The organism is Cuniculiplasma divulgatum (assembly GCA_031200235.1).
Taxonomy (GTDB): Archaea; Thermoplasmatota; Thermoplasmata; order Thermoplasmatales; family Thermoplasmataceae; genus UBA509.
The window spans coordinates 1347782-1372528 of the sequence record CP133595.1; the positions used below are offsets into that span (position 1 = coordinate 1347782).

Consider the following 24747-nt stretch of genomic DNA (forward strand, 5'->3'; position numbering starts at 1 on the left):
ATGTTCAGCAAGATAAATGTGTCATTAAACTCAGAACTAAGGAAGCGCTATGGCCTCAGATCCTTTGCAGTATCAAAGGGGGATATAGTCAAGATCAAGTCAGGCTCAAGGAAAGGTGAAGGTGGCAAGGTCATAGGAATCGACCATGTCTCGGGCAGAATCTCAGTTGAGGGAATAACCATCGCAAAGGCAGATGGCAAACAGAAGGAATTCTACATGGATGCAAGCAACCTCATAATAACCAGGCTTGACCTTTCCCGGCAGGAAAGACTTTCCAGGATAAGGAAGATAGCTGAATTGAAGAAAATCTCCATAGTGGAACCAACACCTGAAGAGCTGGCGCCTCCTGAGGAGGAGAAAGCAGAGCCCGTTGAAGCAGAACAGGAGGGTTCAGAGGAGACCACACCTGCAGAAGCCCAAATTGAGGAGCAGGAAAGCGCAGATGAGCCTGCCAGTGACAATGATGAATCACCAGAAGATCTGGATGAGGAGGAAGATAAAGATGATCAATAAAACCAAGAGACTCATGGTATCACGATCCGTTAAGATAGCCAGGAAGGAACACTTCTGGGCTGCAACCCCCACAAGCGGAAGGCACAGCAAGGAGGATTCAGTGCCGCTGCTTATCGTGATGAGGGACTATCTTAAACACGGTGACAAGGAAAGAGAAATCACCAGAATGCTGAACAACGGCCTGGTGAAGGTGGATGGGAAGGTAGTGAAAAACAGGAGAACCGCGCTTGGGTTCCTGGATGTGATATCCATAGATTCCCTGAAGCTGTACTACAGGATACTGTTTGACAACAAGGGAAGGCTTATCGTACTCCCGGAAGACGAGAAGAACAGCACCCTTAAACCAAAGAAGGTAACAAACAAGATTACTGTCACCGGCGGGAAGACTCAACTGGTCTTCAATGACGGCGAGAACCTGATAACAGAAGAGAAGGGCATATCAACAGGAGACGTGGTTCTTATGAAACTCCCCGAAAAGAAGATTGACCAGGTTCTCAAGATGCAACCCGGGAACAAGGCCTTCCTCACCGGAGGAGAGCACGTGGGTTCCATAGGCACCATTAAGAAGATTGAGATAAAGGAATCCTCGGGAAAGAACCTTATTCATTTCGAGGAGGGCTTTACCACCGTATCGGACTACGCGTTCGTTGTTGGAAGTCCAAAGTACACTTTCCATCTACCTGGAGGTGAGCAGTAATGCCGAGAAAGAAGCAGGAAGTTACTGCTGAAACTGTAAATGAGATGCGTCAGGTCGTACTGGACAAGGTAGTTGTAAACATCGGTGCAGGCGCAGCAGGAGAAAGACTCAACAAGGCCGCAAGAGTGGTCGAGATGCTCACGAAGCACAAGCCTGTTTTCACCACTGCAAAGAAGACAGTCAGAGATTTCAACATAAGAAAAGGTCTCCAGATAGGCACAAAGGTGACCCTGAGGAAGAAGGATGCAGAAGATTTCCTCAAGCGTGCACTCTATGCCAGGGATTTCAAAATCCAGAGCTATTCGTTTGATCAGCAGGGAAATGCATACTTCGGAATTCCAGATTATACAGAATTCGAGGGCATGAAATATGATCCTGAGATCGGGATATTCGGCCTGGATGTCGCAGTAGTGCTCAAGAGAAAGGGTGGTTACAGGGTCCGAAGAAGGAGAATCGAATCCAAGGGCCTGCCAGCTACAATGAAGATTTCTAAGGAAGAATCAATGAAGTTCCTAGAGGAAAACTTCAAGGTCAATATTATAAGGTGATCAAATGTCACAGGTAAAACTTGAACCAAAGAGAAAATTCGGCCACAAGGAAGGCTGCGTAAGATGCGGCAGAAAGAGGGGCATGGTCAGAAGGTACGGTCTGAGACTGTGCAGGCAGTGCTTCAGGGAAACAGCCCCGTCGCTGGGCTTCAGGAAGTACAGTTGAGGTGAATTAATGAGACACGATCCGCTTAATGATATAATTAACAGCATAAAGAACGCATCCAGAATTGGGAAGAGAGAGATAGAGGCAGAACCGGCAGCAAACCTTATCGGGAGGGTGCTGAAGGTTATGCAGGATTACAACTACCTGAAGAGCTTCGAGGTAGTGGATGAGAATCGGGGCGGCAAGCTGAAGATAGTTCTCAGCAACACCATAAACAACTGTGGTGTGATAAAGCCGAGACTGCCCGTGAAGAAAGCCAATCTCGACAAGTATGAGGCAAGGTATCTTCCTGCACAGGACTTTGGCATTCTCATACTGACCACAACAAAGGGTGTAATGAGTCACATAGAAGCAAGGGAACAGGGTCTTGGAGGAAAGCTCCTGGCTTATGTTTATTGAGGTGTTTGAAAGATGATAGAATGGAAGGAAACGTGGACATATGAGATTCCATCCGGCGTTACCCTTTCTCTCAAGGACGGGGATATATCGGTCAAGGGCAAGCTTGGCGAGACCAGGCGCGTGTTCAGGGACAATTACGTTCGAGTAGAAAGCGAAGGGAAGAAGGTAAGGATACTCATCAGCAAGGACAACAGGAGGAACAGAGGTATCTCAGGAACATGGGCCTCAGAGATAAAGAATATGGCAACCGGAGTGCTGAATGGCTTTGAGTATGAGATGAAGATAGACTACACCCATTTTCCAATGAGGGTTTCAGTTAAGGGAAACAGCGTACTCATTGAGAATTTCCTGGGCGAGAGATCCCCAAGGACGGCGCTTATAATGGGCAACACCAAAGTAAGCGTGAAAGGTGACAGGGTTTTCATAAACGGCATTGACAAAAGGGACCTGGGCCACACTGCTGCAAACATTGAGAAGGCAACCATGATAAAGGGATTCGATCTGAGGGTATTCCAGGACGGAATATACCTTCTCAAGGAGTGATGATGTATGAGTAACATTAAACCTAAACTCACAGAAACTGAAAAAAAGATGCTGAAGAGGAAGAACCGGGATGCCATGAGAAGAGTTGAGTTCAGGCGCCAGGAGTGGTTCAGATACAAGAAGCTTGGCGATTCCTGGAGAAAACCCAGAGGAAAGCATTCAAAGCAGAGAGAACACCAGGCCAGAAGGCCACCGGTTGTTGACGCAGGATTCAGGACAGCAGCCTCCGTAAGGGGCCTGCATCCATCAGGCTTCAGGGAACAGATGGTCTACACACCATCAGATCTGGAGAAGCTTGACCCCATGCGTGAAGCAGCGAGGATCGGGGCATCAGTCGGATCAAGGAAGAGAGAAATGATAGAGGAAAAGGCTGCAGAGCTGAACATAAGAGTACTCAACCCGGAGGTGGAGTAACATGAAATTGAACACAGCCAGAAGACTGGCAGCAGATGAATTCAAATCCGGGCTATCAAGGGTATGGGTTGACACCAACAGCATAGACCAGGTCATGGAAGCAGCATCAAGGCAGGATATAAGGGACCTCATAAGGAGAAACGTAATCCAGGTGAAGCAGAAGAAAGGAAATTCAAATGCACGCCTGAAGAAGAGGGTAGTCCAGAGGTCAAAGGAACGAAGAAGAGGGCCTGGTTCAATCAAGGGAACAAAATATGCAAGATTCCCAAGAAAGGACAGATGGATTAAAACCATCAGGGCACTCAGGGACGAACTCAGGACAATGAAGAAGGACAACAGGATTGATGCCAAGACATTCAGGAAGTTCTACGTCCAGGTGAAGGGCGGGAACATACATTCAAGGGCTCAGCTGGTGCAGCACATGAAGTCCTCGGGTTATCTGGGTGATCAGAAATGATGTACAGTGTGATGAAAAGAAGGAGAGAGGGAGTTACAAACTACCACAAAAGACTGAAGCTCCTGATGTCCGGTCTTCCAAGACTGGTGGTCAGGCCATCAAATAAGGGCATGACAGCGCAGCTTGTGAATTACTCGGAGGGAGGAGACGTTGTCATTGCTACTGTCACCGAAAAGTCACTGAAAAAGCTGGGACTGGAAGTTGACGGGAACAGCGTTCCGGTATCATACCTGGTTGGATATGCACTTGGGCTGAAATGCAAGAAGAAGAAAGTAAAGAATGCAATACTGGATTCTGGGCGATACAACATAATCAAAGGCGGAAGAATTTCAGCTGTTCTGAAAGGCGTGGTTGATGCCGGGGTCAAGGTGCCCCATGAAGCATCCGTGTTCCCCAAGAAGGACAGGCTGAGCGGGAAGCACCTCAAAAACGGTGCAGCAATAAAGATTGACGAAATGAAGAAATTACTGGAGGAAAAGATATGAGCGAGGAAACCTGGATACCAACCACACAGCTGGGAAAGATGGTTGCATCCGGACAGATTAAAACCATGTCAGAGGCGCTGAGGACAAAACTGCCCCTGAAGGAATACCAGATAGTGGATTACCTGCTTCCGGAGATAAAGGACGAGGTCATAGACATAGAGCGGGCACAGAGGATGACTGACTCAGGTCGTCGAATGAATTACTCCGTTACTGCAGTCGTGGGAAACGAGGACGGATTCATAGGCCTCGGCCGGGGGAAGGCAAAGGAGGCTGCTCCTGCCATAAGGAAAGCAATTAACAATGCCAAGTTAAACATAATGGAAATCCGCAGGGGATGCGGTTCATGGGAATGCGGATGCGGACGTGCACATTCCCTGCCGTTCCTGGTAAAGGGAAAGTCAGGATCAGTTGAGGTAACACTCAAGCCTGCACCGCAGGGTGTTGGAAGGGCAGTGGGCGATATTGCCAAGATAGTACTTAGAATGGCGGGAATTGAAGATGCATGGGGTTTCGCCGATGGGCACACAAAGACAACGGTCAATTACGCCCTGGCGGCCTTTGACGCAATGAGGCAGACATCAAAGATGAAGGTCAATCAGTCTCTGAAGATCAGTACGCCTATTTACGTGGGGAGTGTAGCAAATGCTGGCAGTAATAAGGATTAGAGGAACAACGGGCATAAGGCCGGCAGCAGCAAAAACTGCCGAACTCATGAGGCTGAACAGGATCAACCATATGGTCCTTGTTGAAGATAACGATGTGAACAGGGGCATGCTGCAGAAAGTCAAGGACTATGTTACCTGGGGTGAAGTTGATGATGCAACTGTGGAGATGATTCTTAAATACAGGGCTCAGCTCAAGGGCCACAACCCTTTGATGGAAGAAGAGCTGAAGGATATCTCAGGTTACGAGACGTTTAAGGACCTCGCATCTGCAATAAACCAGGGGAAAATCAAATTCAAGGATATCCGTGACATTGTCCCGGTGGTAAGGCTTAACCCTCCCAAGGGAGGATACGAGGCTGTCAGGAAACCTGTTGGACAGGGTGGATCTGCAGGTTACAGGGGCAAGGATATCAACAGGCTTATCCTGGCCATGCTGAAATCAGGAGTTGATCTAAATGGTAAGAACTAGGACAAAGAAACTGAGAGGCGGACATTACGGTCGTGGAATGAAATCCGGCCGTGGAAAAGGTAAGAAAGGCGGCTCCGGGATGGCAGGACTTGGCAAGCACAGATGGGTCTGGCTCCTGAAGAACGACAGGGACCATTTCGGTGTCCATGGATTCACAAGCCACCATCAGGGCAATATAGAAATACCTTTGACACTCAATCAGCTCGATGCAAATCTGAACAGTTTCAGATCACAGGGATTTGCAAAGGAAGAAGGTGGAAAACTGGTCGTGGATCTAGGCGCGGCTGGTTATACCAAGCTTCTGGGATCTGGGGACTTCAGGATTAAATCTACCATAAGAGTCGGCAAGGTAACCGAAAAAGCATTAAGCAAGCTTTCATCTCAGGGCATTACGGTAGAGACTGATGGCGGACATTCAGAGGAATAAAGGCGTAGCAATACCCGTTATTGCGGTATACGCCATAGTTGTTGCAGCATTTGGCGAGCTTGACCATTACGGTCCTCTGAAGTTATTCGTAGTGGCGCTACTGGTGGCGCCGGTATTTTTCATTTCGTATCTTATTTTCAGCTATGCTGGGCCAAAGCAAAGTAAACTGTACGGCCTTGAGTATCTTACTTCAAAGCTGCCCGCAGTGAAGAAGGCCAAGGGTCACGTGCAGTTCAAATACAAGCTGCTGTGGACAGTTGCAGTGGTGCTCCTGTATTTTGCCCTCACGAACATCTACGTGTATGGGCTTAACACCACCCAGTCTGTGGACGTGTTCGCCTCCTTCAGGGCCATATTCGCAGGCGCTGAAGGTTCTCTTATGGACCTGGGAATAGGCCCAATAGTTACCGCCAGCATAGTCATGCAGCTCTTCGCAGGAGCAAAGATTTTCAACATAGATCTTCAGGATTCATCTGATAAGGCAATATACCAGGGTGTCCAGAAGCTCCTTGTAATAGTGATGATATTTGTTGAAGCAATTCCTCAGGCCTTCGGTTATCTGGTGCCGGATACTGCCCTTGTGAACTCACTGGCAGCATTTGCTCCCGGATACGGGCATTTTCTTGCACAGACAATCATAGTCGGACAGCTTTTCTTCGGTTCCTACCTGGTATTCCTCATGGATGAAGTTGTCTCCAAATACGGCATAGGATCGGGAATATCACTGTTCATAGCGGCAGGGGTTTCGCAGCAGCTCGTCACAGGAACAATAAACTGGCTGCCTTCCACCCTGACCTCATCACTTTCACTGACAAATCCACCGGCAGGGGCTATCCCGAAACTTCTTTACATAATCACGCACGCAAGCTCAGGATATCTCATATCCACAGGTATACCACAGATACTCTTCGAGCCTCCAAACCCCATAGTTGCTCTGCTGGGGACTCTGCTCATATTCTTCATAGTTGCGTATTTCCAGAGTAGCAAGATTGAACTTCCCATCGCCCATGAACGGGTCAGGGGTGCAAGGGGAAGATACCCTCTCCAGCTGCTCTATGCTTCAAATATACCTGTCATACTTGCAACTGCTCTTCTTGCCAATGTATCAATGTGGACACTGCTGTTCTGGAACAGTCCTGTACTGAGCCATATTCCGCTGCTTGGGCACAATCCACTGCTTGGAGCTTATCCTTCTGCAGCACAGGTCACTGCTCTGAATATCTCCCAGACCACTCCTACCGGAGGTCTGGCATTTTACCTGTTTTCGCCAAACGGGCTTTCAGACTGGCTGTTTCCCATACTTCAGCCGGGTACCGCACAGAGCGTGCTGTTCGGGCACACCGCGTGGCAGGAAGGAATTCACGTCCTGGTGTTCCTTGGTTTCATGATCATAGCAAGCGTGATCTTTGCAAAGTTCTGGATTGAAACAACCAATATGGGGCCATCCGCTGTTGCAAAGCAGATAATGTCCAGTGGTATGCAGATTCCAGGATTCAGGCGTGATCCCAAGGTCATAGAGCGGGTTTTGAAGAAATATATCCCAGCAATAACCGTTTTCAGCGGTGCTGTGGTGGGGTTACTTGCTGCAGGAGCCAATCTCATAGGGACGGTGGGGGATACCAGCGGTACAGGCCTTCTGCTGGCCGTAGGCATAGTTATACAGTTCTATGAGGCCATGGGCAGGGAACAGTTGATGGAGATGCATCCAGTCATCAGGCAGTTCTTCGTGGGTGGTTAATTGAGAGTAGTTATATCCGGTGTTGCGGGAGTTGGCAAATCCACCATTCTCGATATAGTTAAGAGCAGGACAAACTACGACATCATCAATTTCGGAACCCTGATGTTTGAAATGGCCAGAAACATAAATTTGGTGAGGGACAGGGACGAACTGAGGAAATTACCTGTAGATACACAGATGAACCTGCAGAAAAAGGCTTCAGCGGCTATTGGAAAGATGAATAATGTGATCATTGATACCCACATGACGATAAAGACACCCGACGGATACCTTCCGGGTCTGCCGGAGTGGGTGCTGAGGGAGCTGAAAGTTGCATCATACTATCTCATTGAGGCCCTGCCTTCACAGATACTCAGCAGGCGACAACACGACAGCACCAGAAGCCGTGACAGTGATAATGAGGAAGACATCAGGCAGCATCAGGAAGTGAACCGCTACTATGCTGCCTCTTATTCAGTCTATACCGGGGCAACAATAACATTCATTCAGAACATTGATGGAAAACCTGACATAGCAGCAGAGAATATAGTCAGGAGATTGATGCCTCATGACTGAGCAGCAGAAGACAACAATGAACAGGCCCGCTGTTGAAAAAAGCCAGCAGGCAGCCATGGGCAAGATGATGCGGTTCCAGATGATCTACATGATGGTGAGCATAGTCACCCTTATCGTGATCTTCAACGGAACAATAAGGAACGATATTGGAGTTGGCATGAGCGTGGTTCTTGTCCCAACCCTGGGATTCCATTACCAGTTGCCCATATTCACCATCATAGTTGTGGCAATTTTCATTGGGTTGATAACTTCCATTCCAAGGTATTTCTTCACAGACTGGATTCAGATGGGAAGAATCCAGAACAGGATGAGGGCATTCAACAAGGTGTATTCCCAGGCCATGAGGTCCCAGCAGAAAGACAAGGTCCAGAAAATGCAGAAAATGAGGATGGAGATGTCCATAGAGCAATCACAGCTCAGCATGAACCAGATGAAGCCGTTGATGGTCCTGACAATATTCACTTTGCTGCTCTTCGCCTGGATATATTACTTTGTCACAAGGGTGCCATACCAGATTATAGCATTCCCATGGGACTATAATGTGAACATAGCAACAGCGCATTTGTGGACATTCCCGTACTGGTTCATAGCAGATATACTTGCCACATCCGCTTTTGGATACCTTGCAACAAGTATAATCAAGTACTTTGATTTCAGCCACAAGTTGAGGAAAGCGGAAAAATCGGAACGCTATGAGAGTCACAATTAGTGGCCCCATAGGCAGTGGCAAATCCACTGCAGGCCGCATCATCTCAGGGATGCTCGGGCTAAAATTTTTCTCTGGTGGTTACTTTTTCAGGGAAAAAGCCTCAACAATGGGCATGACAGTAGAAGAGTTCAATGTCTATGCCGAAACCCATGAGGCAGTTGATCGTGACCTGGATGCAATGATTGCATCTTTCCTGATGGATAATGACGATGTTGTTGTGGAATCGCGCCTTGCGGGATGGATCTGCCACCGATCAGGCATTTCCGCATTCAAGGTGTTTCTCAACGCCTCGCTTGATGTCAGATACGCAAGGATAAAGAAGCGTGAGGGAGACGAAAGGGATCTCAGGGAAAGGATGGTGGAGAGGGAAGCCTCCGAGGCAAGGAGGTACCTCCAGTATTATGGAATAGATTATTCCGACACCAGCATATACGACATGGTTATAGGTTCAGATACACTGACTGCCCAAGAGGTTGCAGAGAGGATTTATGAACGAATCATCGGAGAAGAACAGAGAAAACAGTATTGACGGATTCGTTGTCATAGACAAGCCAAAGGGCCCCACAAGCCACCAGGTTGATTACTGGGTTAGGCAGATTCTGGACGTTGAGAAAGTCGGCCACATAGGCACACTTGATCCCAACGCAACTGGGGTTCTGGTAATGGCCATTGGCAAGGCCGTTAAACTCATCGACGTTGCCCACGAATATCCCAAGGAATATGTAACAGTAATGCGGCTCTACGGAGATTTTGGCCGGGACCAGCTTGAAGCTGCATTTGACCAGTTCAAGGGGGAGATATATCAGCTCCCCCCAATGAAATCGGCCGTTGCAAGGGCCCTGAGAATCCGCAGGATTTATGAGCTTGAGATAAAGGAGGTGCAGGATCGTCTGGTACTCTACAGGGTAAAGTGTGAATCAGGCACTTACATAAGGACCCTGTGCATTGACATTGGCTATGTTCTTGGGCCTGGTGCCCAGATGGCTGAACTCAGACGCACTGCCACAGGCCCATTCGATGAATCAATGATCCACACATTGCAGGAACTGTCAGATGCTGCGTACATGAGCAAGAATGGCGATCCTTCCAGGCTTCAGGGAATGATTATACCCATGCTGGAACTCTTCAGGAATGATCCGAAGATCGTGGTGAAGCGTACAACTCTATCCAACATAGCCCACGGCTCAGATCTTTTTCCAGGCGGCATAAGGGCCATTACAGGTAAGCCCATGAAGGGGGACCGGGTTGCTGTGGTAACCGAGGATAATGAGCTGGTGGGGACAGGCAAGATGCTTGTCAATTACGATTCAATAATGGATCTCAAGGTTGTTGACTTTGACAGGATACTGCTGGAAAATCCTGATCAGAAGCCTGCCCCGGCAGTTCCAGTAATCCGGGAGCCGCCACGCAGGCCTTCCAGTACTTACCGGAATAACAGTGGCGGAGGTCAGAGGCGCAGGCCCCCAATGAGGAACGACAGGCGACCACAGGGAAAGGGATCATATGGAAGGAAGAGGGAAAGATAAGGCCAGCAAAGTCATGTGGTATGGATACCCAAGGCCAATGGGATTCGCTGTCTTCAGCAATATAGAAGAGGATTACAGCAGGATATTTGATGACCTGAGGAACGGTAAGATCCCTGAAGCAGAGGTTGTGGACCGCCCAGATCTTCCAGATTTGAGAGCCCTCATGATAGAGTACGCAAAGTACAGGGTGAAGAAGGAATTCCGGGAGGATCAGTACGTCAGGAAGTTCTATTCCCTTGTACCAGAGATAAACAAATCAATAAACCTGATCCTGGAGAAAGTCATGACATTCGGCCTCATAACAGGAGTCAACTACAACTCCGATGATCCGTGCCGGTTCTTCACGAACCTTGAGGGACTGGATCTCCCGGAGGACATATCGTCAATGATGTCCCAGATTTCATCATCTGTTACAGGACTGTGTGCCATGAGATCGTCGCTGATACAGTTTCTGTCAGAGCGGGTCCGGACCATTATGCCCAATACATGCAGGATAGCAGGCGAGGATCTGGCAACCGAACTGCTCTTTCATGCGGGCAGTCTCCGCAACCTTGCCCTGATGCCAGCCAGCAGCATACAGGTGCTGGGGGCGGAAAAGGCTCTCTTCAAGCATTTTGTTTCTGGGACTCCGCCGCCGAAGCATGGCATCCTGTTCCACTACAAGGGAATGTCATCACTACCGGCCAGAAGGCGGGGGCGTGCAGCAAGGGTCATTGCCGGGAAAATTGCCATAGCCTGCAGGGCAGACCTTTCCAGAGCAATGCTGGACACGGATAAAATGCTTGATCAGATTCGGGAAGTAATGAACCGTAAATAGTCAGGAGGAAAAGCTCTCCAGTTCCTTCTGCCTTAATGTTTTTGCCCTCTCCGGGGTTGGTGCCGGATAATCTCCCGTGAGGCATCCAAGGCACAGTGAATTCTCGTTCTTCCCTATGCTTCTCACCAGGCCCTGTATGGACACATAACCAAGTGAATCCGATCCTATCTCCTTTCTTATCTCTTCCATGTCCTTTCCAGATGCCAGGAACTGGTCTCTTGTTTTCATATCCACCCCGAAGTAGCATGGGGCAACTATGGGGGGCGATCCAATCCTTACATGGACCTCAACTGCGCCGGCATTCCTGAGGAGTGCCACAATGTGTTTCATGGTGTTTCCCCTCACGATGCTGTCATCCACAAGAATAACTCGCTTACCCTGAAGTTCGGACTTAATGGTGTTGAGTTTCAGCACAATGGCCTTCTTTCTGGCTTCCTGGGTAGGCATAATGAATGTCCTGTCAGAAAACCTGTTCTTTATGAGCCCCTCACTGTAGGGTATATGTGATTCCATGGAGTATCCAAGTGCCTGTGCCCTTCCCGAATCAGGAACGGGAATGACCACATCCGCCTCCACAGGGTGTTCCCTGGCAAGCTCACGTCCAAGGCGTATCCTTGATCCAAAAACTTCAACGTTGTCTATGACGCTGTCTGGCCTTGCAAAGTATACGTATTCGAACATGCAGTGGGCTGTCCGTGGGGCTGGCCGGACAAAAATTGTCTCGGGTCCCCTTTCGGTGATCTCAACGGCCTCTCCCGGTTTCACGTCGCGGATCTTGGCTGCCCCAAGTATGTCAAGTGCGCAGGTTTCAGATGCAACTATGAAGTTGCCTCCAAAGCGTCCCATAACTAGCGGCCTGATGCCCAGCGGATCCCTTATGGCGAAGAGCCGGTCATTTATCATCATTGTAACGGCATAAGCACCCTTGAGCCTGTCCATGGCGATCTTTATGCCGTTCTGTATTCCGTAGGCAGTAATGTCCCTGGCCAGCTCCATTAGAAGCACTTCTGTGTCCGATGATGTCAGGAAGGTGAGTCCCATTCGCATCATCTCCTCCCTCAGGGCATCCGCATTTGTGATCTCACCGTTATGTGACAGAGCTATGTGGCCCAGGGAATTTGACACAAGAAATGGGCCGGCATTCTCCATGGTCTTTGTGCCAGCAGTGGAATATCTGGTGTGTCCTATTCCAACATTTCCAGAAAGGTAGGAATCCGAATCAGACAATTTGTCGTTGAAGACCTCTGACACAAGACCCATGCCCTTGCGGACATTTATGGTGGAATTAACAAAAGTCGCAATGCCTGCACTTTCCTGCCCCCGGTGTTGCAGGGTCTTGAGAGATACAAGAAGAACCGGGTATGCCTGATCATCACCGCGGTAACCAACTACCGCGCAGTGATCATTTGGCTTTAGCCCATCTATAGGATCTGATTCTTGCTGCTGGGAATCCACAGTGAGAGCACCTCTTTTGCCTGACGTGGTATGTGTGATGACCACATCTGCGGCATGTAACGTGGACCTTCTTGTTGTTCATCTTTCCCATTACTGCTGTTCCATTGCTCATTGATTATCACCTTTTGATGGAGATACAAATATTACATTGTCGCCGCGAACAAGGATACGCTCAAAGACCCCCTTTGTTTCTCCCCTGATGGTCTCGCCGGCGTTCCTTATGACAAGGTTCATGTAAACGTCATAACCTTCAAGTATTCCGGAGTAACCCCTGTTACCCTTTACATCCACCATTACGTTCTTCTCTATGGATCCCCTGAGAACGTCCATTGGTTTTAGTGCACTTGGCTGTGGCTTAGGCATGTCTATTCCCGGCTGAATTGATAGTTCGTATTTAACTATTTGTAGGTTCACAATTTCGGGGCTGGATTGATTCTTTTAAAGCAGCAGGACCAGGCATAAGGAAAGGAACTGCGGTTCATAGTTCTGATCAACATACACGTGCTATTTCCCTGAACCGAAAATGATTATAATACAAACCGGAATTGCGAAGAATGACCATAAAGATACTGGAGAATCCAGCGAAAGAGGTGCGTCCTGCAGGTGCCATACGTTGTGATGTTGCGTGGAAGCTTTTCGATCCTGATAATATAGGTGATTTCAAAATGGAATCCATGAAAAACATGATCCGATTCACGCAGTGGCTCTGGGCAGATTTATCAAACAGATCAGGGTATTTGAGGAAGGATCATGGAAAGGTCGTCTGGATCATTGCCCCTGAACTGACAGAATCCGCCAGGAGCTATCTGGTCAGGATCTGCTCATTCTGGGACACAGATATACAGGTGTACCGCGGCATTGCCGGCATAAGGGAAACTGAAAATCCTGGAGAGAGGATGTGGATTCCGCCGGTCCAGAACATAATGGCGGGCGGGAAGCTTGATGCCTCGCAGCTGGCCCTCTATGAAACTGACAGTGGAAGCAGATGCAGCTACCTCTCTCCACTCACCGGTTTCTCCCATGCATTCATGAGAGTTTATGACATCGAACCTGGGCACACCTATTCACGTCATCACAGCCACACTGCACGGGAAGAGCATTACATTGTGATATCTGGAAGCGGCAGGGCGCGGATCGCTGACCGGGAAATCCCCATAAATCCAGGGGACATCATTTCCAAGCCAACCGGGCCGGATCTTTCTACACAGATCCTTGCCGCACATGATTCCCCCGTAAGGATTCTGGACATTGAGATCTGGTCAGATCCATCCAGAAACGACAAGGATGTAGTCGTTTACCCGGATCACAGGGAAATCTGCCTTTTCGGCGGGGGATGGCACAATACGCTGCCACTGGATTCATTGATGGACGCCGGAGACACCATGCAGCATTATGAAACCGGATACGTGAGGAAAGCCGATGGGACATGGTCTCCAGCAGTTATCCCGGGCACAAAGGCAAGGGAAGAGGCGGGAATTCAGTAAGGAAAAATTTCAACTTCACATTCACCAATGATCATTTCGGCATAGCATGGGGAAACAGTAACCATAATTCTATTCGCTTAAGAAAACTTATATTCCTCATTCTAATTCAGCGAGAGCATATCAAGATCCCGGAGATGATGAATCATCAGGGTTTCAGGATCTTGCCAATCAACAGGTGAAAGTATTGAAAATGCCTAAAGTAATCAAGATGTACTGCCCTTCCTGCAAGAAGCATACGCCTCACGATGTGGAAAGAGTCAGGAAAAAGAAAGCCAGTGAGTTCAGGGCAGGACAGAGGAGATTCCGCAGAGCCACATCAGGATACGGAGGTTTTCCAAGGCCAAAGTATGAGGGCCGGGAAAAGCCAACCAAGAGACTTGCTCTGAGATTCAGGTGCCAGACATGCAAAAAGGCAATTACGCCTCCAAGCTTCAGGGCCAAGAAACTGGAAATAGTGGAGGTTCAGTGATATGGCGGACAGCAGATTTGCAAAGCCCAAGAGCATAGGAAACAAGTTCATCAGGATAAAATGCAGGGACTGCGGCAATGAGCAGGTGACATACACCAAGATATCCTCTGTTGTTGTATGCCACATCTGCAACGCCACCCTTGCAAGGCCAACCGGCGGAACGCTGGATCTGGCCGCGGATATTGTCGGAGATCAGCAATGAGCAAAGACCTTCCTGAACCGGGAGAGCTTGTGGTCGTAACCATAAAGGAAGTAAAGAATTTTGGAGCAACGGCCAAGCTGGAAGAATATCCGGGGCATGAGGGTTTTATCCACATAGCTGAAGTTGCCACCGGCTGGGTAAAACACATAAGGGATTACCTGAGAGAAGGCCAGAAAACGGTGTGCAAGGTACTGAGCATTGATACAAACAGGGGCAACGTTGAACTTTCCCTGAAAAGGGTCAATGACCACCAGAAGAGAGAGAAGATATCTGAATGGAAGAATGAGCAGAAAGCTTCCAAGCTTCTTGAGATAGTTGCCAAGCAGCTGAAGAAATCCGTACAGGAATGTGAAGCTGAATTTGCGGATGAACTGAGGCAGAGGTATGGCAATCTGTATGCTGCGTTCGAGGATGCATCAGCAAGCGAAAACTGGTTCCCGGAAATCAATGAGAAATGGAAAACGGTCTTTGTGAAAATCGCCCGGGAAAACGTTGTGCTTCCCTATGTTAAAATTGGCGGTACCATAGAAGCATATTCTCTTGCGCCCAACGGGATTCAGATGATCAAGTCCACAATAGATCCGGGTGATGAGCCCACCGTTGGCATCCAGTATGCCGGGGCTCCACGATATATCGTGACTGTAACTGACAAGGATTATAAGACTGCCGAAGATACTCTTAAAAGAGTGGTGCAGAGGATAATGGACAATGCCAAGAAGAACGGCGTTGTGGCCGAATTTGTCAGGAAATGATAAAGCGGTATGCATTCATTGATCAGAAAGTGCCGCATCTGCAACGCTTATACCATGAAGGAAGTATGCCCTGTATGCGGGCAAAGGACGGATGTAGCTCTTCCGCCTAAGTATTCACCGGTGGACCGGTTCCAGAGGTTCAGGATAAATTCAGGGGAGGAACATAAACATGGAGAAAATAGTAATCAATCAGTATAAGAGGCCGAGGCTGGCAAGCCCGATCCTCATAGGGGGGCTTCCCGGAATAGGCAACGTGGGGAAGATAGCTGCAGAATATCTTGTGGAAAAGCTGAAAATGGAGAAGTTTGCGGATATCTATTCACAGTACCTTCCACCCCAGGTTTTCATCGATGATACCGGAGTGGTCAAGCTGGTCAGGAACACTCTCTATTACAAGAAGCTCAAGGGAAGGAGCGACCTGCTCATACTTGTGGGGGATTTCCAGGGAACCACACAGGAAGGACAGTATGAAATGTCATATCAGATACTTGAACTGGCCAGAAAACTGGAGGTTTCCATGGTCTATACACTTGGAGGATACAGCACAGGCAAGATTGTTGAAATTCCACGTGTCCTTGGCGCTGTAACTGACGAATCCCTGGTGAAGACACTTACGGACAGCGGCGTTGTGTTTCCAAAGGGGGAGCCCGGCGGAGGCATCGTGGGATCAGCGGGCGTAATGCTTGGTCTCGGAAAGGAGCTGTTCAGCATGCAGGGAGCATGTTTAATGGGAGAAACTTCCGGGTATTTTGCAGATCCAAAGGGAGCCAAGGAAGTTGTTAAGATCCTGGTGAATCTTCTCAGCCTTGAAGTCGACCTTTCAGACCTTGAGGAAAGAAGCAAACAGATTGAGCAGATCACGGAGAAGATGCAGGAGGATGTGCAGGGCAAGGTGACCCAGAAAGACGATCTGGGCTACTTTGGATAATCCCGCATTCCAGTACGGAACCGACATCCTCTCCTCTCTGAAGATGGGAACCTCATTGCTCAAAAGATTGTAAGGCAGAAAAGCATTTCCGTGCACCTCAGGTGAGTCAATGCCTACGGGAATACAGATAGTTTCCCCGGCAAAGTAATTTAAGGCAAGTGAACATTTTCAGATGATGGCTTCAAGGAAATCTACCATATCCGACTTCAGGGAAGCTTCCATTTCTGAATTTTTTGAAAAGAACAGGCATATACTCGGTTTTGATTCCCCGCAGAAATCGTTATTCATGATTGTAAAGGAGGCACTGGACAACTCTCTGGATGCCTGCGAGGAATACCAGATTCTGCCGGACATAAAGGTGACAATTGCAAAGCAGAACGATGATGAGTACCTGATCACTGTGGAGGACAACGGCCCAGGCATCGAAAGAAAACAGGTTCCTGACGTGTTCGGGAAGCTTCTGTACGGATCAAGGTTCCATTCCTTCAAGCAGTCCAGGGGCCAGCAGGGCATAGGCATCACTGCAGCCATCCTCTATGGGCAGATCACCACGGCCAGGCCTGCGTACATCAAAACAAAGAGAGCCCAGGATGATGTTGCATACGAGTTTGAACTTGGCATAAATGTGAAGGAGAACAGGGCACAGATCAATTATGAAAGGCCGGTCATATGGGATGTGACCAGCGGGACTGTTGTGGCAATACCAGCAAGGGCGAAGTACCAGACAGGGAGGCAGTCCGTATGGGAGTATATCAGGGAAACGGCAGTGGCCAACCCAAACGCAAACTTCTCCTTCACCGATCCAGACGGAAGGACGCTGGAAATAAGGCGCGTTATTGAAACGCCTTCAAAACCCGGAACAGCCATCAAACCGCATCCTTTGGGGCTGGAGATCGGGGAAATAAATTCCATGAGCAGGTCCACACATGCAGAGACAATGATGGAATTCCTCAAGGGTGATTTCAACAGGGTGAGCGACAGGATAGCCCAGGAGATCCTGCAGAAATCCGGCATCAGGCCAGAAGAGAAACCATCAGAGATCACGCTTGAACAGGTGAGGAAGCTCAGGGACGCCTTTAGCCAGGTCAAGCTCATGCCGCCTCCAACTGATTGCCTGTCACCCCTTGGCCATGAATTTATCATCAAGGGGCTGAAGAACGTTTATGGCGAGAGCAGGCCATCACATTACTCGAAGCCTGTTGTCAGGCCCATATCAATACACAACGGCAACCCATTTGCGGTTGAAGCAGGCCTAGTCTACGGAGGCGATCTCAGGTCCGATGAACCCGTGAGGGTAGTCAGGTTTGCGAACAAGGTGCCACTGCTGTACCAGGCAGGAGCGTGTGCCATCACCAGGGCCGTGCAGGAAATGGACTGGAGGCCATATGGCCTCGATCAGAAAAGCGGCCAGGGAATACCCTTCGGGCCTGCTGTGATCTTCGTCCATGTGTACGGCATAAGAATCCCGTTCACTTCGGAATCCAAGGAAGCCATAGCCTCAGTTGATGAGATAACAGCAGAGGTCACAATGGCGCTGAAGTCGCTGGGAAGGAGCGTGAAGTCATTCCTTGGAAAGAAGGACCGCAGGAAGAAGGTTTATGAGAAATTCAGGCTTGTGAGCCTGCTCATCCCCGAGATCGGCAGGAAATCATCCGTCATACTTGGAAAGGATCTTCCTCCACTGGACAGCGTGATTTCCAAGATCGCCAACGTTGTCTTTGTCACTGAGGACATCATCCATGATGGCGACAGGACACTGTCAAAGGTGAAGGTTATCAATTACACACGTCATCCCGTAAACATGAAGCTTTACGCAGACCCACCTGTGGCCTATTATGATGGCGATGATATGGTGTGGGACATTTCGGACCTCCAGCCATCCCTGGAGGTAGAATTCAGCATTCCTCTGTCAAACGTTCCGCAGGAGTATCCCGGAACCGCATTTTACTTCACCGGCATTGATCCTGTGCATGTACAGGGCGCCGATCCGCTGCCTGCAGATTATGGAATGGAAAGCATCAGCATCATAGATTCCGCAGATGATGAGAAGGGTGACCAGTAATGCCTGGTGAGGTGAAATCATCCCTTGAGGGCATAGCGTCAAGGATATACGACTACCTTGTGAGCGGCGAGGTGCCTGAGATATCCATGCCCTCAAGGAACAGGGACAACATTGTTCTTGATCCCATGCTTTCAGTATGGAAATACGGGGAATCCCAGGTGACCCGTTCAGGCAGGACAACGGACGGGGCGGAATACATGGTGAAAATCCTGTACATGATAGACTTCATCAGGGAGATGCTGCAGGAGGGGAAATCGTCAACACTTAGGGAAATGTACTACATCTCCGAGGGATGGAACCTGGGAAAGTTCCACACTCAGGACGAATCGAACCTGATGGCAGAGGATCTGGAGGTCATCAGTGCCCTGCTCAGGGAGGACTTCAGGCTGCGCCCTGAAGAGAACGGGGCCAGCATAATTGGCAACATCACGGTCGAGGAAAAGACAAGGAAAGGCGAATTCAAGAAGATAAACTGCAAGGATGATGTGGGGGACAGCGGTTACTCTATTCCATATTCGGTTGAGGACGACAAGTTCCACATCAAGGATGTAGACGCGGATTTCATCCTTGCAATAGAGACGGGAGGTATGTTCGACAGACTGGTGGAAAACGGGTTTGATGAGAGCAACCGGTGCCTGCTTGTACATCTCAAGGGGCAGCCGGCCCGGAGCACAAGGCGCCTTCTCAAGAGGATAAACGAGGAAAGGGGCGTTCCTGTTGTGGTGTTCACAGATGGGGATCCGTGGTCATTCAGGATATATGCATCCATAGCTTACGGTGCCATTAAGACTGCCCACATATCACATTACCTGGCTGTCCCTACAGCAGAGTTTATCGGCGTGACCGCATCCGACATACTGAATTACGATCTCCCAACGGACAAGCTCAACGACAAGGACATTGCGGCACTGAATGCAGAACTCAAGGACCCGAGATTCAATTCAGAGATGTGGAGGGATGAGATAGAAACCATGCTGCGCATAGGAAAGAAGGCAGAGCAGCAGGCTCTAGCAAAATACGGCCTGAACTATGTCACGTCCACATATCTGCCGGAAAAGCTGTCGCAGATTAACGGAAACAGGTGGTGAAAATGAAGGTATCACTTATACAGATGGAAAGCAGGGGAGACAAGGAGGCAAACCTGCAGAAGTCCCTGCAGCTGCTGGGAGAAGCAATGGAGGAGGGGGCAGAGCTTGCAATATTCCCGGAATACCAGATGTTCCTTCCCGATTACTCTGTTCCGGAAACAACAGCTGCAGCAGCGGAGCCAACTGACGGAAATTTCGTTACCGCCATGACTGCATCCACAAAGGGGAAGCTGACCATGGTTCTCAATATTGTTGAATATGCCGGCACAGGCATCAGACCATATAACACATCCATTGTGGTGAACGATCTGGGGATAGTTTCCGGGAAATACAGGAAACTGCACCTGTTCGATGCGTACGGGCACAGGGAGAGCTCCTGTTACCAGCAGGGCAACATAAGTCCCTCTGCCTTTGCAGTGCCGCATGCCCGCATGGGGCTTCAGATATGCTATGATCTCAGGTTCCCAGAGCCCGCCAGGCTCATACGCCTCAAGGACGCATCCATTATATCATACCAGGCAGGGTGGTTTGTCGGAGAGAGAAAACTGGAGACATGGCGCACACTGCTCAGGGCAAGGGCCATTGAAAATGGCTCATTTGTGCTGGCATCCGCACAGTGCGGAAAGGATTTCACAGGCCATACAATGGCAGTGAGTCCCTATGGGGACGTTCTGGGGGAGCTGGATAACCAAGAAGGCATACTCACGGTGGATCTGGACATGTCTCTGCCGGAAAAATACTCAGTGGATGTACCACTGATAAAACAGAGGCGGAAGGACATGTATGATATATCAGGATTCTGACATTGCCTTCAGGAGTACCCTGAATTCAGCCACGTCCCTGACGCGAAACCTTGCGGCTGTGTCGCCGTCCCCAACTTTAACTGTGATGGCATCGGGGTTGTCAAGGAACGAATCCTCGTCTGTTGCATCATCTCCAGCTATGAGGGCAGGCGCCCCGTTCCTGACCCCCCTTATGGTAATTCCCTTGTTAACTCCCGGGATACGGAGCTCAACTATTCTCTTTCCTCTGTAAAGATCCATTCCCGTCTGTGAGGCAAGCATGGACACTTCCTCCACAAGTGATGACATGGCTTTCTCATCGAGCCCCCACATTATGAAAACCAACCCTCCCTGTTTGTTTGTCATCTTGAGTCCAGGGTATCTCCTGAAGAAATCATCTCTCCCGGCGTAAATGGCGTCACATTTCCTGATATATTCCCCTGCATCAGTTACATACTCCGGCTGCCCATCCTTTGGCTTCAGAATCGCTCCGTGGAGCGCAATGAAATTATACCTGCTGTCCAGGAATCTTGTGATCTCAGGAATTGATCTTCCTGTGGCGACATAGACCTGATATTTCCCTGACAGCCGGTCCATTATCCATAGGACATCATCATCAGGGAAGGTTGTTTCCGGATCCGTGGACAGAGGCACCAGTGTACCATCATAGTCAAGGAAGATGGGTGATCCACGAGGAAGACCACGGGCCTCCCTTATGAGGTCACTGTCCAGGGGCATTGAACACCTTCCTGTTTGCCATCAGGGTCTTCGCACGCTTTTCGATTGCGTCTATCCACCATTTGAGGTTTCTTCTTGTAACGGATGTCTTCATGGCCTCAAGCCTTCTGGCAATTTCGCCCTTATCCATATTCATGGCAGTGTATATTGTATCGGCCATTGCACTGATATCGTTGGGGTTTACAATAAGGGCCTGCGGGAGGTTGAATGCAGCCCCGGCAAACTCGGACAGTATAAGGATTCCCTGACGGGATGCAGCAACGAACTCCTTGCTCACCAGGTTCAGGCCATCCATCACAGGCGTGATGAGGGCAATATCGGCATAACGGTAATAGGACAGCAGGACCCTGTCCGATATTTTGCTGTACATATAAATTATGGGCTGCCACTTTATATCGCCATGGGAACCGTTTATCCTGCCGATCTCCATTTCCAGGTCGCGTTTCATCCTTATGTATTCGGAGACAGATGTCCTGCTTGGAGTAACCATCATAACATAATGGAATCGCCCCCTTGTATCAGGATATTTCTTCAGGACCTTCTCAACAGACAGCACGCGGTTTATGAGCCCTTTGGTGTAGTCAAGCCTGTCAATTGAGAATATGACTTTGCCATTCTTCTGGAGGTTCTCAAGTGGATTCACGGGTTCATCGACCCTGGAATAATAATCCGAATCAATGCCCAGGGAGTATGCTGAGGTCCGGTCATCCACATTGAAGTCAGGCTGGGAGAGCCTTTCGCACGACTCCCTGAAGTTCTTCCGGTAAAGCTCTGTATGAAATGTTATCATGTCAGCCTGGGTAATGCTGTCCACAATTTCCTTTGCCTGCGGAAGAATGTTGAAGAATTCGCTGGAAACCCACGGTATGTGCCAGGTGAATATGATGAAATTGCCAATCCCCAGTTTCCTTACGAACTCAGGAACAAGGCTGAGCTGGTAGTCATGAACCCAGATCACCGAATCGTTATCCATATACTTTGCTACGGCCTCTGCAAATTTTCTGTTCACTGCACTGTATGTCTCAAACGAATCTTCAACGTACCTTACGCGTTCCCTGAAATAATGGAAAAGAGGCCATAAGGTGCCGTTGGAATATTCATCATAGAAACCATGCTTCTCATTTCGGTTCAGGAATATCCTTGCAACAGTATATCCCTCATAGTCTTCCACCGGATAATTCATGTCGGCATTGCCATCGCCCCAGCAGATCCAAACACCTCCGTTTGCCTTCATGGCCTGATGCAGGGCAGTAACCACGCCACCCACATTCCGGCGCAGGGTTTCGCGGCCCCCAGAGCGGTCATGGCTCACGGGGCATCTGCTGGTGACTATGACATACCTCATTAAGTCAAAATTTGTTCATCCTATTAAAATAATCACAATTTATCCATAGTTTTTGCCTCCACCTCATTAACGGCAGGCCTCCTGGCGGATCTGGATCCAGCTCTGGAACCTAGAACTTCCCTGGCAAGCAGCGACAGAATGGCAGCCACTGCAAAGGCAGCTCCCGCAATCAGGAATATGTAAGCGAACGCACTGGATGTGGGCATTGATACATATACAGGGCCGGTTGGACTGTTTCCAACAAGATACAGTGCGGAGACGGTTGCCATTATGGATCCGGCTATGGGTGCGCCTATACTGCTCCCAACATTCCGGAAAGTGCCGTTCATGGCTGTTGCAAGTCCCATGTCCCGGGGGTTTACTGTGAGCACTATGAGATTTATCAGTGAGGCATTCATTATTGAAAGCCCACCGCCAGTGACAAACTCGAACATGAGCATCTGATCATAGGAATGGAATATGGATTCCAGGATGAAGCCTGCCCCTGATATTACGGAGCCAATGATTGCCAGAGGCTTCACGCCCATCCTGGATACGAGCCTACCTGTTATTGGGGCGAAAACAAGCATGCCTATGGCAAACGGAACAAGTGATATTCCCGTGTACAGGATTGATTTTCCATACCCAGAAGGACTCGGGAGCTCAAACCTGTATGTGAGGGCCTGCATTGCAAGGAACATGCCCATACCTGATATGGAAAGGACAATGTTTGCGACCATTACGTTCCGGTAGGACAGAAGCCTGAAGTCCAGTATGGGCTCCCCGCCCATCCTTGAATAGCGCCTTTCGAAGAGTGTCAGGGGTATGATGAGTACGGCACCGGAGGCAATCATTGAAAGCGTACCCAATGAAGTCCATCCCCAGCTTGGCGCCTCAGACAGGGCAAAGACGAACAGTGCAAGGGAAGCTGCAAGAAGCGAAGCACCGATATAGTCTATCTTTGTATCTGGCCTCCTGAACCTTGATTCTCTTACCACTATCATTGTTGTTATGGCAAGTGCAAGTACAAATGGTATGGCCGTGTGATATGTCATCCTCCAGCCGAAGTCATTTGACACCAGTGACCCCAGTGGAAGGCTCACAGCAAACCCTGCTCCGAACATGGCACTTATGAGGGCCTGCGCCCTGGGCACCATGTCCTTGGGGAATTCCTCCCTCATGAGGCTCATTCCAAGTGGCATTATTGTCAGTCCGATACCCTGGATAGTCCTGGAAATAACCATGAATGTGAAATTTGGCGAAAATCCTGTGACTGACACGGCAACGGCATAGACCAGAAGCACCACTGACAGAATCTTCTTCTTGCCGTATATGTCACCGAGCTTTCCCATAATCGGGGTCATGGCAACGCCTCCAACCAGGTAGGCGGAGAGCAGAAGGCTCACCTGTGCCGATGTGACATTGAACGCCAGGGCTATGCTGTGCAGTGAAGGCGTCAGCATTCCTTCGATGTACATAACAATCAGGACAAGTCCTGCAAGTATCAGCATGACTTTGCGTGAGTACTTTGCATCGAAATCCTCGTTTGAAACATAATTCAGTCTGTCATCTTCATTATCTAATGGCATTTGTTCTCACTTCCTCTTATTTCATCTTCTGCGGACGCTCTCAGGGATGAGGCAATCCTGTCAAGGAAAGCGCACATCCTTGCTGCTGATGATTCATCAATGCCGGCTATGGCCTCACTTACGCTGGAAATTATTTTTTCTTCGATCCCATCCAGCAGGGCGATTCCCTGAGGATTGAGAAAGACTCTTGAAGCACGCCTGTCCGCCGGATCATCCTCCCTGGATACAAGTTCCCTGTTCTGAAGTGTGTCTATAATGCCCGTAACTGTGGGATTCCTGACATGGAGAAATCTGGAAAGATCAGTGAGCCTCTGAGGGCCATTGGCTCTGAGATATCGCATCAGAGCATACTGGTAGACCATCAGTCCTGATGATCGCGTAATCTCAACCTGAAGGAACATGAATTCTTCCATGACGGACCTCAGAGAACGGAAAAGAGCATTTCCTGTTCCGGCTTTCTCACTCATGTCTCTTTCCGGTTTTGGCATTGAAGTCATAGGGAGGTAAATTACTTAGCTATACTTAACTATTAGCATTACCTAACTACGTTTTCTTTCCAATTGATTTCGTTTCATGGTGAATTCAGCAGCAGAAATTAAGTAGTTAGTAATTATATTAAAAAACTGATATTTACGATTCTGCTGAGAATCATCTTCATATTCCCGACGCTGCTCTATACAGCAAGCATTCTTTCCAGAGCTCTTGCTGGTCGGGGAATTTTCGGAGAGGATGCAGATGATGATACC

The 24747-nt window shown here is 49.0% G+C and carries 34 protein-coding genes; 27 read left to right on the forward strand and 7 right to left on the reverse strand.

Translation table 11 applies throughout. The features are described from left to right. The 18 genes from rplX to RE469_07140 are packed head-to-tail and all read left to right on the forward strand — an operon-like array spanning position 1 to position 11128. Positions 1-513 carry a 50S ribosomal protein L24 gene (gene rplX / locus RE469_07055; GenBank protein WMT43959.1) on the forward strand — a complete coding sequence of 171 codons (513 nt, stop codon included), beginning with the start codon at positions 1-3 and terminating at the stop codon, positions 511-513. Beyond that, complete coding sequence (locus RE469_07060) at positions 443-1210, forward strand: 30S ribosomal protein S4e (GenBank protein WMT43960.1); 768 nt, start codon at positions 443-445, stop codon at positions 1208-1210. Before rplX ends, RE469_07060 begins: the two co-directional genes overlap by 71 nt. Continuing rightward, positions 1210-1758 (forward strand): 50S ribosomal protein L5, encoded by a 549-nt coding sequence (locus tag RE469_07065; GenBank protein ID WMT43961.1) that lies wholly within the window; start codon positions 1210-1212, stop codon positions 1756-1758. Before RE469_07060 ends, RE469_07065 begins: the two co-directional genes overlap by 1 nt. A gap of 4 nt (positions 1759-1762) precedes the next feature. Next, entirely contained in the window at positions 1763-1924 is a 162-nt protein-coding gene (locus tag RE469_07070; GenBank protein ID WMT43962.1) for a 30S ribosomal protein S14, read from the forward strand. A 9-nt stretch (positions 1925-1933) separates the two neighbouring features. After that, complete coding sequence (locus tag RE469_07075; GenBank protein ID WMT43963.1) at positions 1934-2323, forward strand: 30S ribosomal protein S8; 390 nt, start codon at positions 1934-1936, stop codon at positions 2321-2323. Positions 2324-2335: 12 nt separating this feature from the next. Continuing rightward, the gene (locus tag RE469_07080) at positions 2336-2866 is read left to right on the forward strand and encodes a 50S ribosomal protein L6 (protein ID WMT43964.1); all 531 of its coding nucleotides are present in this window, start codon (positions 2336-2338) and stop codon (positions 2864-2866) included. A 6-nt stretch (positions 2867-2872) separates the two neighbouring features. Then, positions 2873-3280 (forward strand): 50S ribosomal protein L32e, encoded by a 408-nt coding sequence (locus RE469_07085; GenBank protein ID WMT43965.1) that lies wholly within the window; start codon positions 2873-2875, stop codon positions 3278-3280. A 1-nt stretch (position 3281) separates the two neighbouring features. Then, positions 3282-3737, forward strand: coding sequence for a 50S ribosomal protein L19e (locus RE469_07090; GenBank protein WMT43966.1), 456 nt, complete (start codon positions 3282-3284; stop codon positions 3735-3737). Further along, the gene (locus RE469_07095) at positions 3734-4222 is read left to right on the forward strand and encodes a 50S ribosomal protein L18 (GenBank protein ID WMT43967.1); all 489 of its coding nucleotides are present in this window, start codon (positions 3734-3736) and stop codon (positions 4220-4222) included. Before RE469_07090 ends, RE469_07095 begins: the two co-directional genes overlap by 4 nt. Then, complete coding sequence (locus RE469_07100) at positions 4219-4887, forward strand: 30S ribosomal protein S5 (protein WMT43968.1); 669 nt, start codon at positions 4219-4221, stop codon at positions 4885-4887. Before RE469_07095 ends, RE469_07100 begins: the two co-directional genes overlap by 4 nt. After that, a complete protein-coding gene (locus tag RE469_07105) occupies positions 4865-5356 on the forward strand; it encodes a 50S ribosomal protein L30 (GenBank protein WMT43969.1) in 492 nt (163 codons plus the stop codon). The genes RE469_07100 and RE469_07105 overlap by 23 nt, the downstream gene beginning before the upstream one ends. Further along, positions 5343-5783 carry an uL15 family ribosomal protein gene (locus RE469_07110; GenBank protein WMT43970.1) on the forward strand — a complete coding sequence of 147 codons (441 nt, stop codon included), beginning with the start codon at positions 5343-5345 and terminating at the stop codon, positions 5781-5783. Before RE469_07105 ends, RE469_07110 begins: the two co-directional genes overlap by 14 nt. After that, the gene (gene secY / locus RE469_07115) at positions 5761-7521 is read left to right on the forward strand and encodes a preprotein translocase subunit SecY (GenBank protein WMT43971.1); all 1761 of its coding nucleotides are present in this window, start codon (positions 5761-5763) and stop codon (positions 7519-7521) included. Before RE469_07110 ends, secY begins: the two co-directional genes overlap by 23 nt. After that, positions 7522-8076, forward strand: coding sequence for an adenylate kinase (locus tag RE469_07120; protein WMT43972.1), 555 nt, complete (start codon positions 7522-7524; stop codon positions 8074-8076). After that, on the forward strand, positions 8069-8785 hold the full coding sequence (locus RE469_07125) for an EMC3/TMCO1 family protein (protein WMT43973.1): 717 nt from the start codon (positions 8069-8071) through the stop codon (positions 8783-8785). Before RE469_07120 ends, RE469_07125 begins: the two co-directional genes overlap by 8 nt. Beyond that, complete coding sequence (locus RE469_07130; GenBank protein ID WMT43974.1) at positions 8769-9314, forward strand: cytidylate kinase family protein; 546 nt, start codon at positions 8769-8771, stop codon at positions 9312-9314. The genes RE469_07125 and RE469_07130 overlap by 17 nt, the downstream gene beginning before the upstream one ends. Further along, positions 9274-10311, forward strand: coding sequence for an RNA-guided pseudouridylation complex pseudouridine synthase subunit Cbf5 (locus RE469_07135; GenBank protein WMT43975.1), 1038 nt, complete (start codon positions 9274-9276; stop codon positions 10309-10311). The genes RE469_07130 and RE469_07135 overlap by 41 nt, the downstream gene beginning before the upstream one ends. Next, a complete protein-coding gene (locus RE469_07140; GenBank protein WMT43976.1) occupies positions 10289-11128 on the forward strand; it encodes a hypothetical protein in 840 nt (279 codons plus the stop codon). Before RE469_07135 ends, RE469_07140 begins: the two co-directional genes overlap by 23 nt. Here RE469_07140 and purF read toward each other — a convergent pair whose 3' ends face one another. From purF to RE469_07155, 3 genes are read right to left on the reverse strand one after another with little or no spacing between them, the layout of a single operon-like run. Beyond that, positions 11129-12583 carry an amidophosphoribosyltransferase gene (purF, locus tag RE469_07145; GenBank protein ID WMT43977.1) on the reverse strand — a complete coding sequence of 485 codons (1455 nt, stop codon included), beginning with the start codon at positions 12581-12583 and terminating at the stop codon, positions 11129-11131. Beyond that, the gene (locus tag RE469_07150) at positions 12531-12695 is read right to left on the reverse strand and encodes a 50S ribosomal protein L37e (protein ID WMT43978.1); all 165 of its coding nucleotides are present in this window, start codon (positions 12693-12695) and stop codon (positions 12531-12533) included. Before RE469_07150 ends, purF begins: the two co-directional genes overlap by 53 nt. Beyond that, positions 12692-12946 carry an LSM domain-containing protein gene (locus tag RE469_07155; protein ID WMT43979.1) on the reverse strand — a complete coding sequence of 85 codons (255 nt, stop codon included), beginning with the start codon at positions 12944-12946 and terminating at the stop codon, positions 12692-12694. The genes RE469_07150 and RE469_07155 overlap by 4 nt, the downstream gene beginning before the upstream one ends. Positions 12947-13137: 191 nt before the next feature. On the opposite strand from RE469_07155, the gene RE469_07160 reads away from it, so the two are divergent. The 9 genes from RE469_07160 to RE469_07200 all read left to right on the forward strand — a co-directional run bounded on the left by RE469_07160 (position 13138) and on the right by RE469_07200 (position 20371). Then, on the forward strand, positions 13138-14067 hold the full coding sequence (locus RE469_07160) for a cupin domain-containing protein (protein WMT43980.1): 930 nt from the start codon (positions 13138-13140) through the stop codon (positions 14065-14067). Between the two features lie 184 nt (positions 14068-14251). After that, on the forward strand, positions 14252-14536 hold the full coding sequence (locus tag RE469_07165) for a 50S ribosomal protein L44e (GenBank protein WMT43981.1): 285 nt from the start codon (positions 14252-14254) through the stop codon (positions 14534-14536). A 1-nt stretch (position 14537) separates the two neighbouring features. After that, on the forward strand, positions 14538-14738 hold the full coding sequence (locus RE469_07170; GenBank protein WMT43982.1) for a 30S ribosomal protein S27e: 201 nt from the start codon (positions 14538-14540) through the stop codon (positions 14736-14738). Continuing rightward, complete coding sequence (locus RE469_07175) at positions 14735-15490, forward strand: translation initiation factor IF-2 subunit alpha (GenBank protein WMT43983.1); 756 nt, start codon at positions 14735-14737, stop codon at positions 15488-15490. Before RE469_07170 ends, RE469_07175 begins: the two co-directional genes overlap by 4 nt. Before the next feature lie 9 nt (positions 15491-15499). Further along, entirely contained in the window at positions 15500-15688 is a 189-nt protein-coding gene (locus tag RE469_07180; GenBank protein WMT43984.1) for an RNA-protein complex protein Nop10, read from the forward strand. Continuing rightward, positions 15660-16418 (forward strand): proteasome assembly chaperone family protein, encoded by a 759-nt coding sequence (locus RE469_07185; GenBank protein WMT43985.1) that lies wholly within the window; start codon positions 15660-15662, stop codon positions 16416-16418. The genes RE469_07180 and RE469_07185 overlap by 29 nt, the downstream gene beginning before the upstream one ends. Before the next feature lie 172 nt (positions 16419-16590). Further along, a complete protein-coding gene (locus RE469_07190; GenBank protein WMT43986.1) occupies positions 16591-18480 on the forward strand; it encodes a DNA topoisomerase VI subunit B in 1890 nt (629 codons plus the stop codon). Continuing rightward, positions 18480-19568 carry a DNA topoisomerase IV subunit A gene (locus RE469_07195; protein WMT43987.1) on the forward strand — a complete coding sequence of 363 codons (1089 nt, stop codon included), beginning with the start codon at positions 18480-18482 and terminating at the stop codon, positions 19566-19568. The genes RE469_07190 and RE469_07195 overlap by 1 nt, the downstream gene beginning before the upstream one ends. Before the next feature lie 2 nt (positions 19569-19570). Further along, positions 19571-20371 (forward strand): carbon-nitrogen hydrolase family protein, encoded by an 801-nt coding sequence (locus RE469_07200; protein ID WMT43988.1) that lies wholly within the window; start codon positions 19571-19573, stop codon positions 20369-20371. On the opposite strand, the gene otsB is transcribed toward RE469_07200, so the two are convergent. The 4 genes from otsB to RE469_07220 are packed head-to-tail and all read right to left on the reverse strand — an operon-like array spanning position 20360 to position 24498. Next, on the reverse strand, positions 20360-21088 hold the full coding sequence (gene otsB, locus RE469_07205) for a trehalose-phosphatase (protein ID WMT43989.1): 729 nt from the start codon (positions 21086-21088) through the stop codon (positions 20360-20362). The genes RE469_07200 and otsB overlap by 12 nt on opposite strands. Further along, the gene (locus tag RE469_07210; GenBank protein ID WMT43990.1) at positions 21072-22433 is read right to left on the reverse strand and encodes a trehalose-6-phosphate synthase; all 1362 of its coding nucleotides are present in this window, start codon (positions 22431-22433) and stop codon (positions 21072-21074) included. The genes otsB and RE469_07210 overlap by 17 nt, the downstream gene beginning before the upstream one ends. Before the next feature lie 32 nt (positions 22434-22465). Then, positions 22466-24001, reverse strand: a complete 1536-nt coding sequence (locus RE469_07215) for an MFS transporter (GenBank protein ID WMT43991.1) — start codon at positions 23999-24001, stop codon at positions 22466-22468. Beyond that, a complete protein-coding gene (locus RE469_07220; GenBank protein ID WMT43992.1) occupies positions 23992-24498 on the reverse strand; it encodes a MarR family transcriptional regulator in 507 nt (168 codons plus the stop codon). Before RE469_07220 ends, RE469_07215 begins: the two co-directional genes overlap by 10 nt. Positions 24499-24747 lie beyond the last annotated feature (249 nt).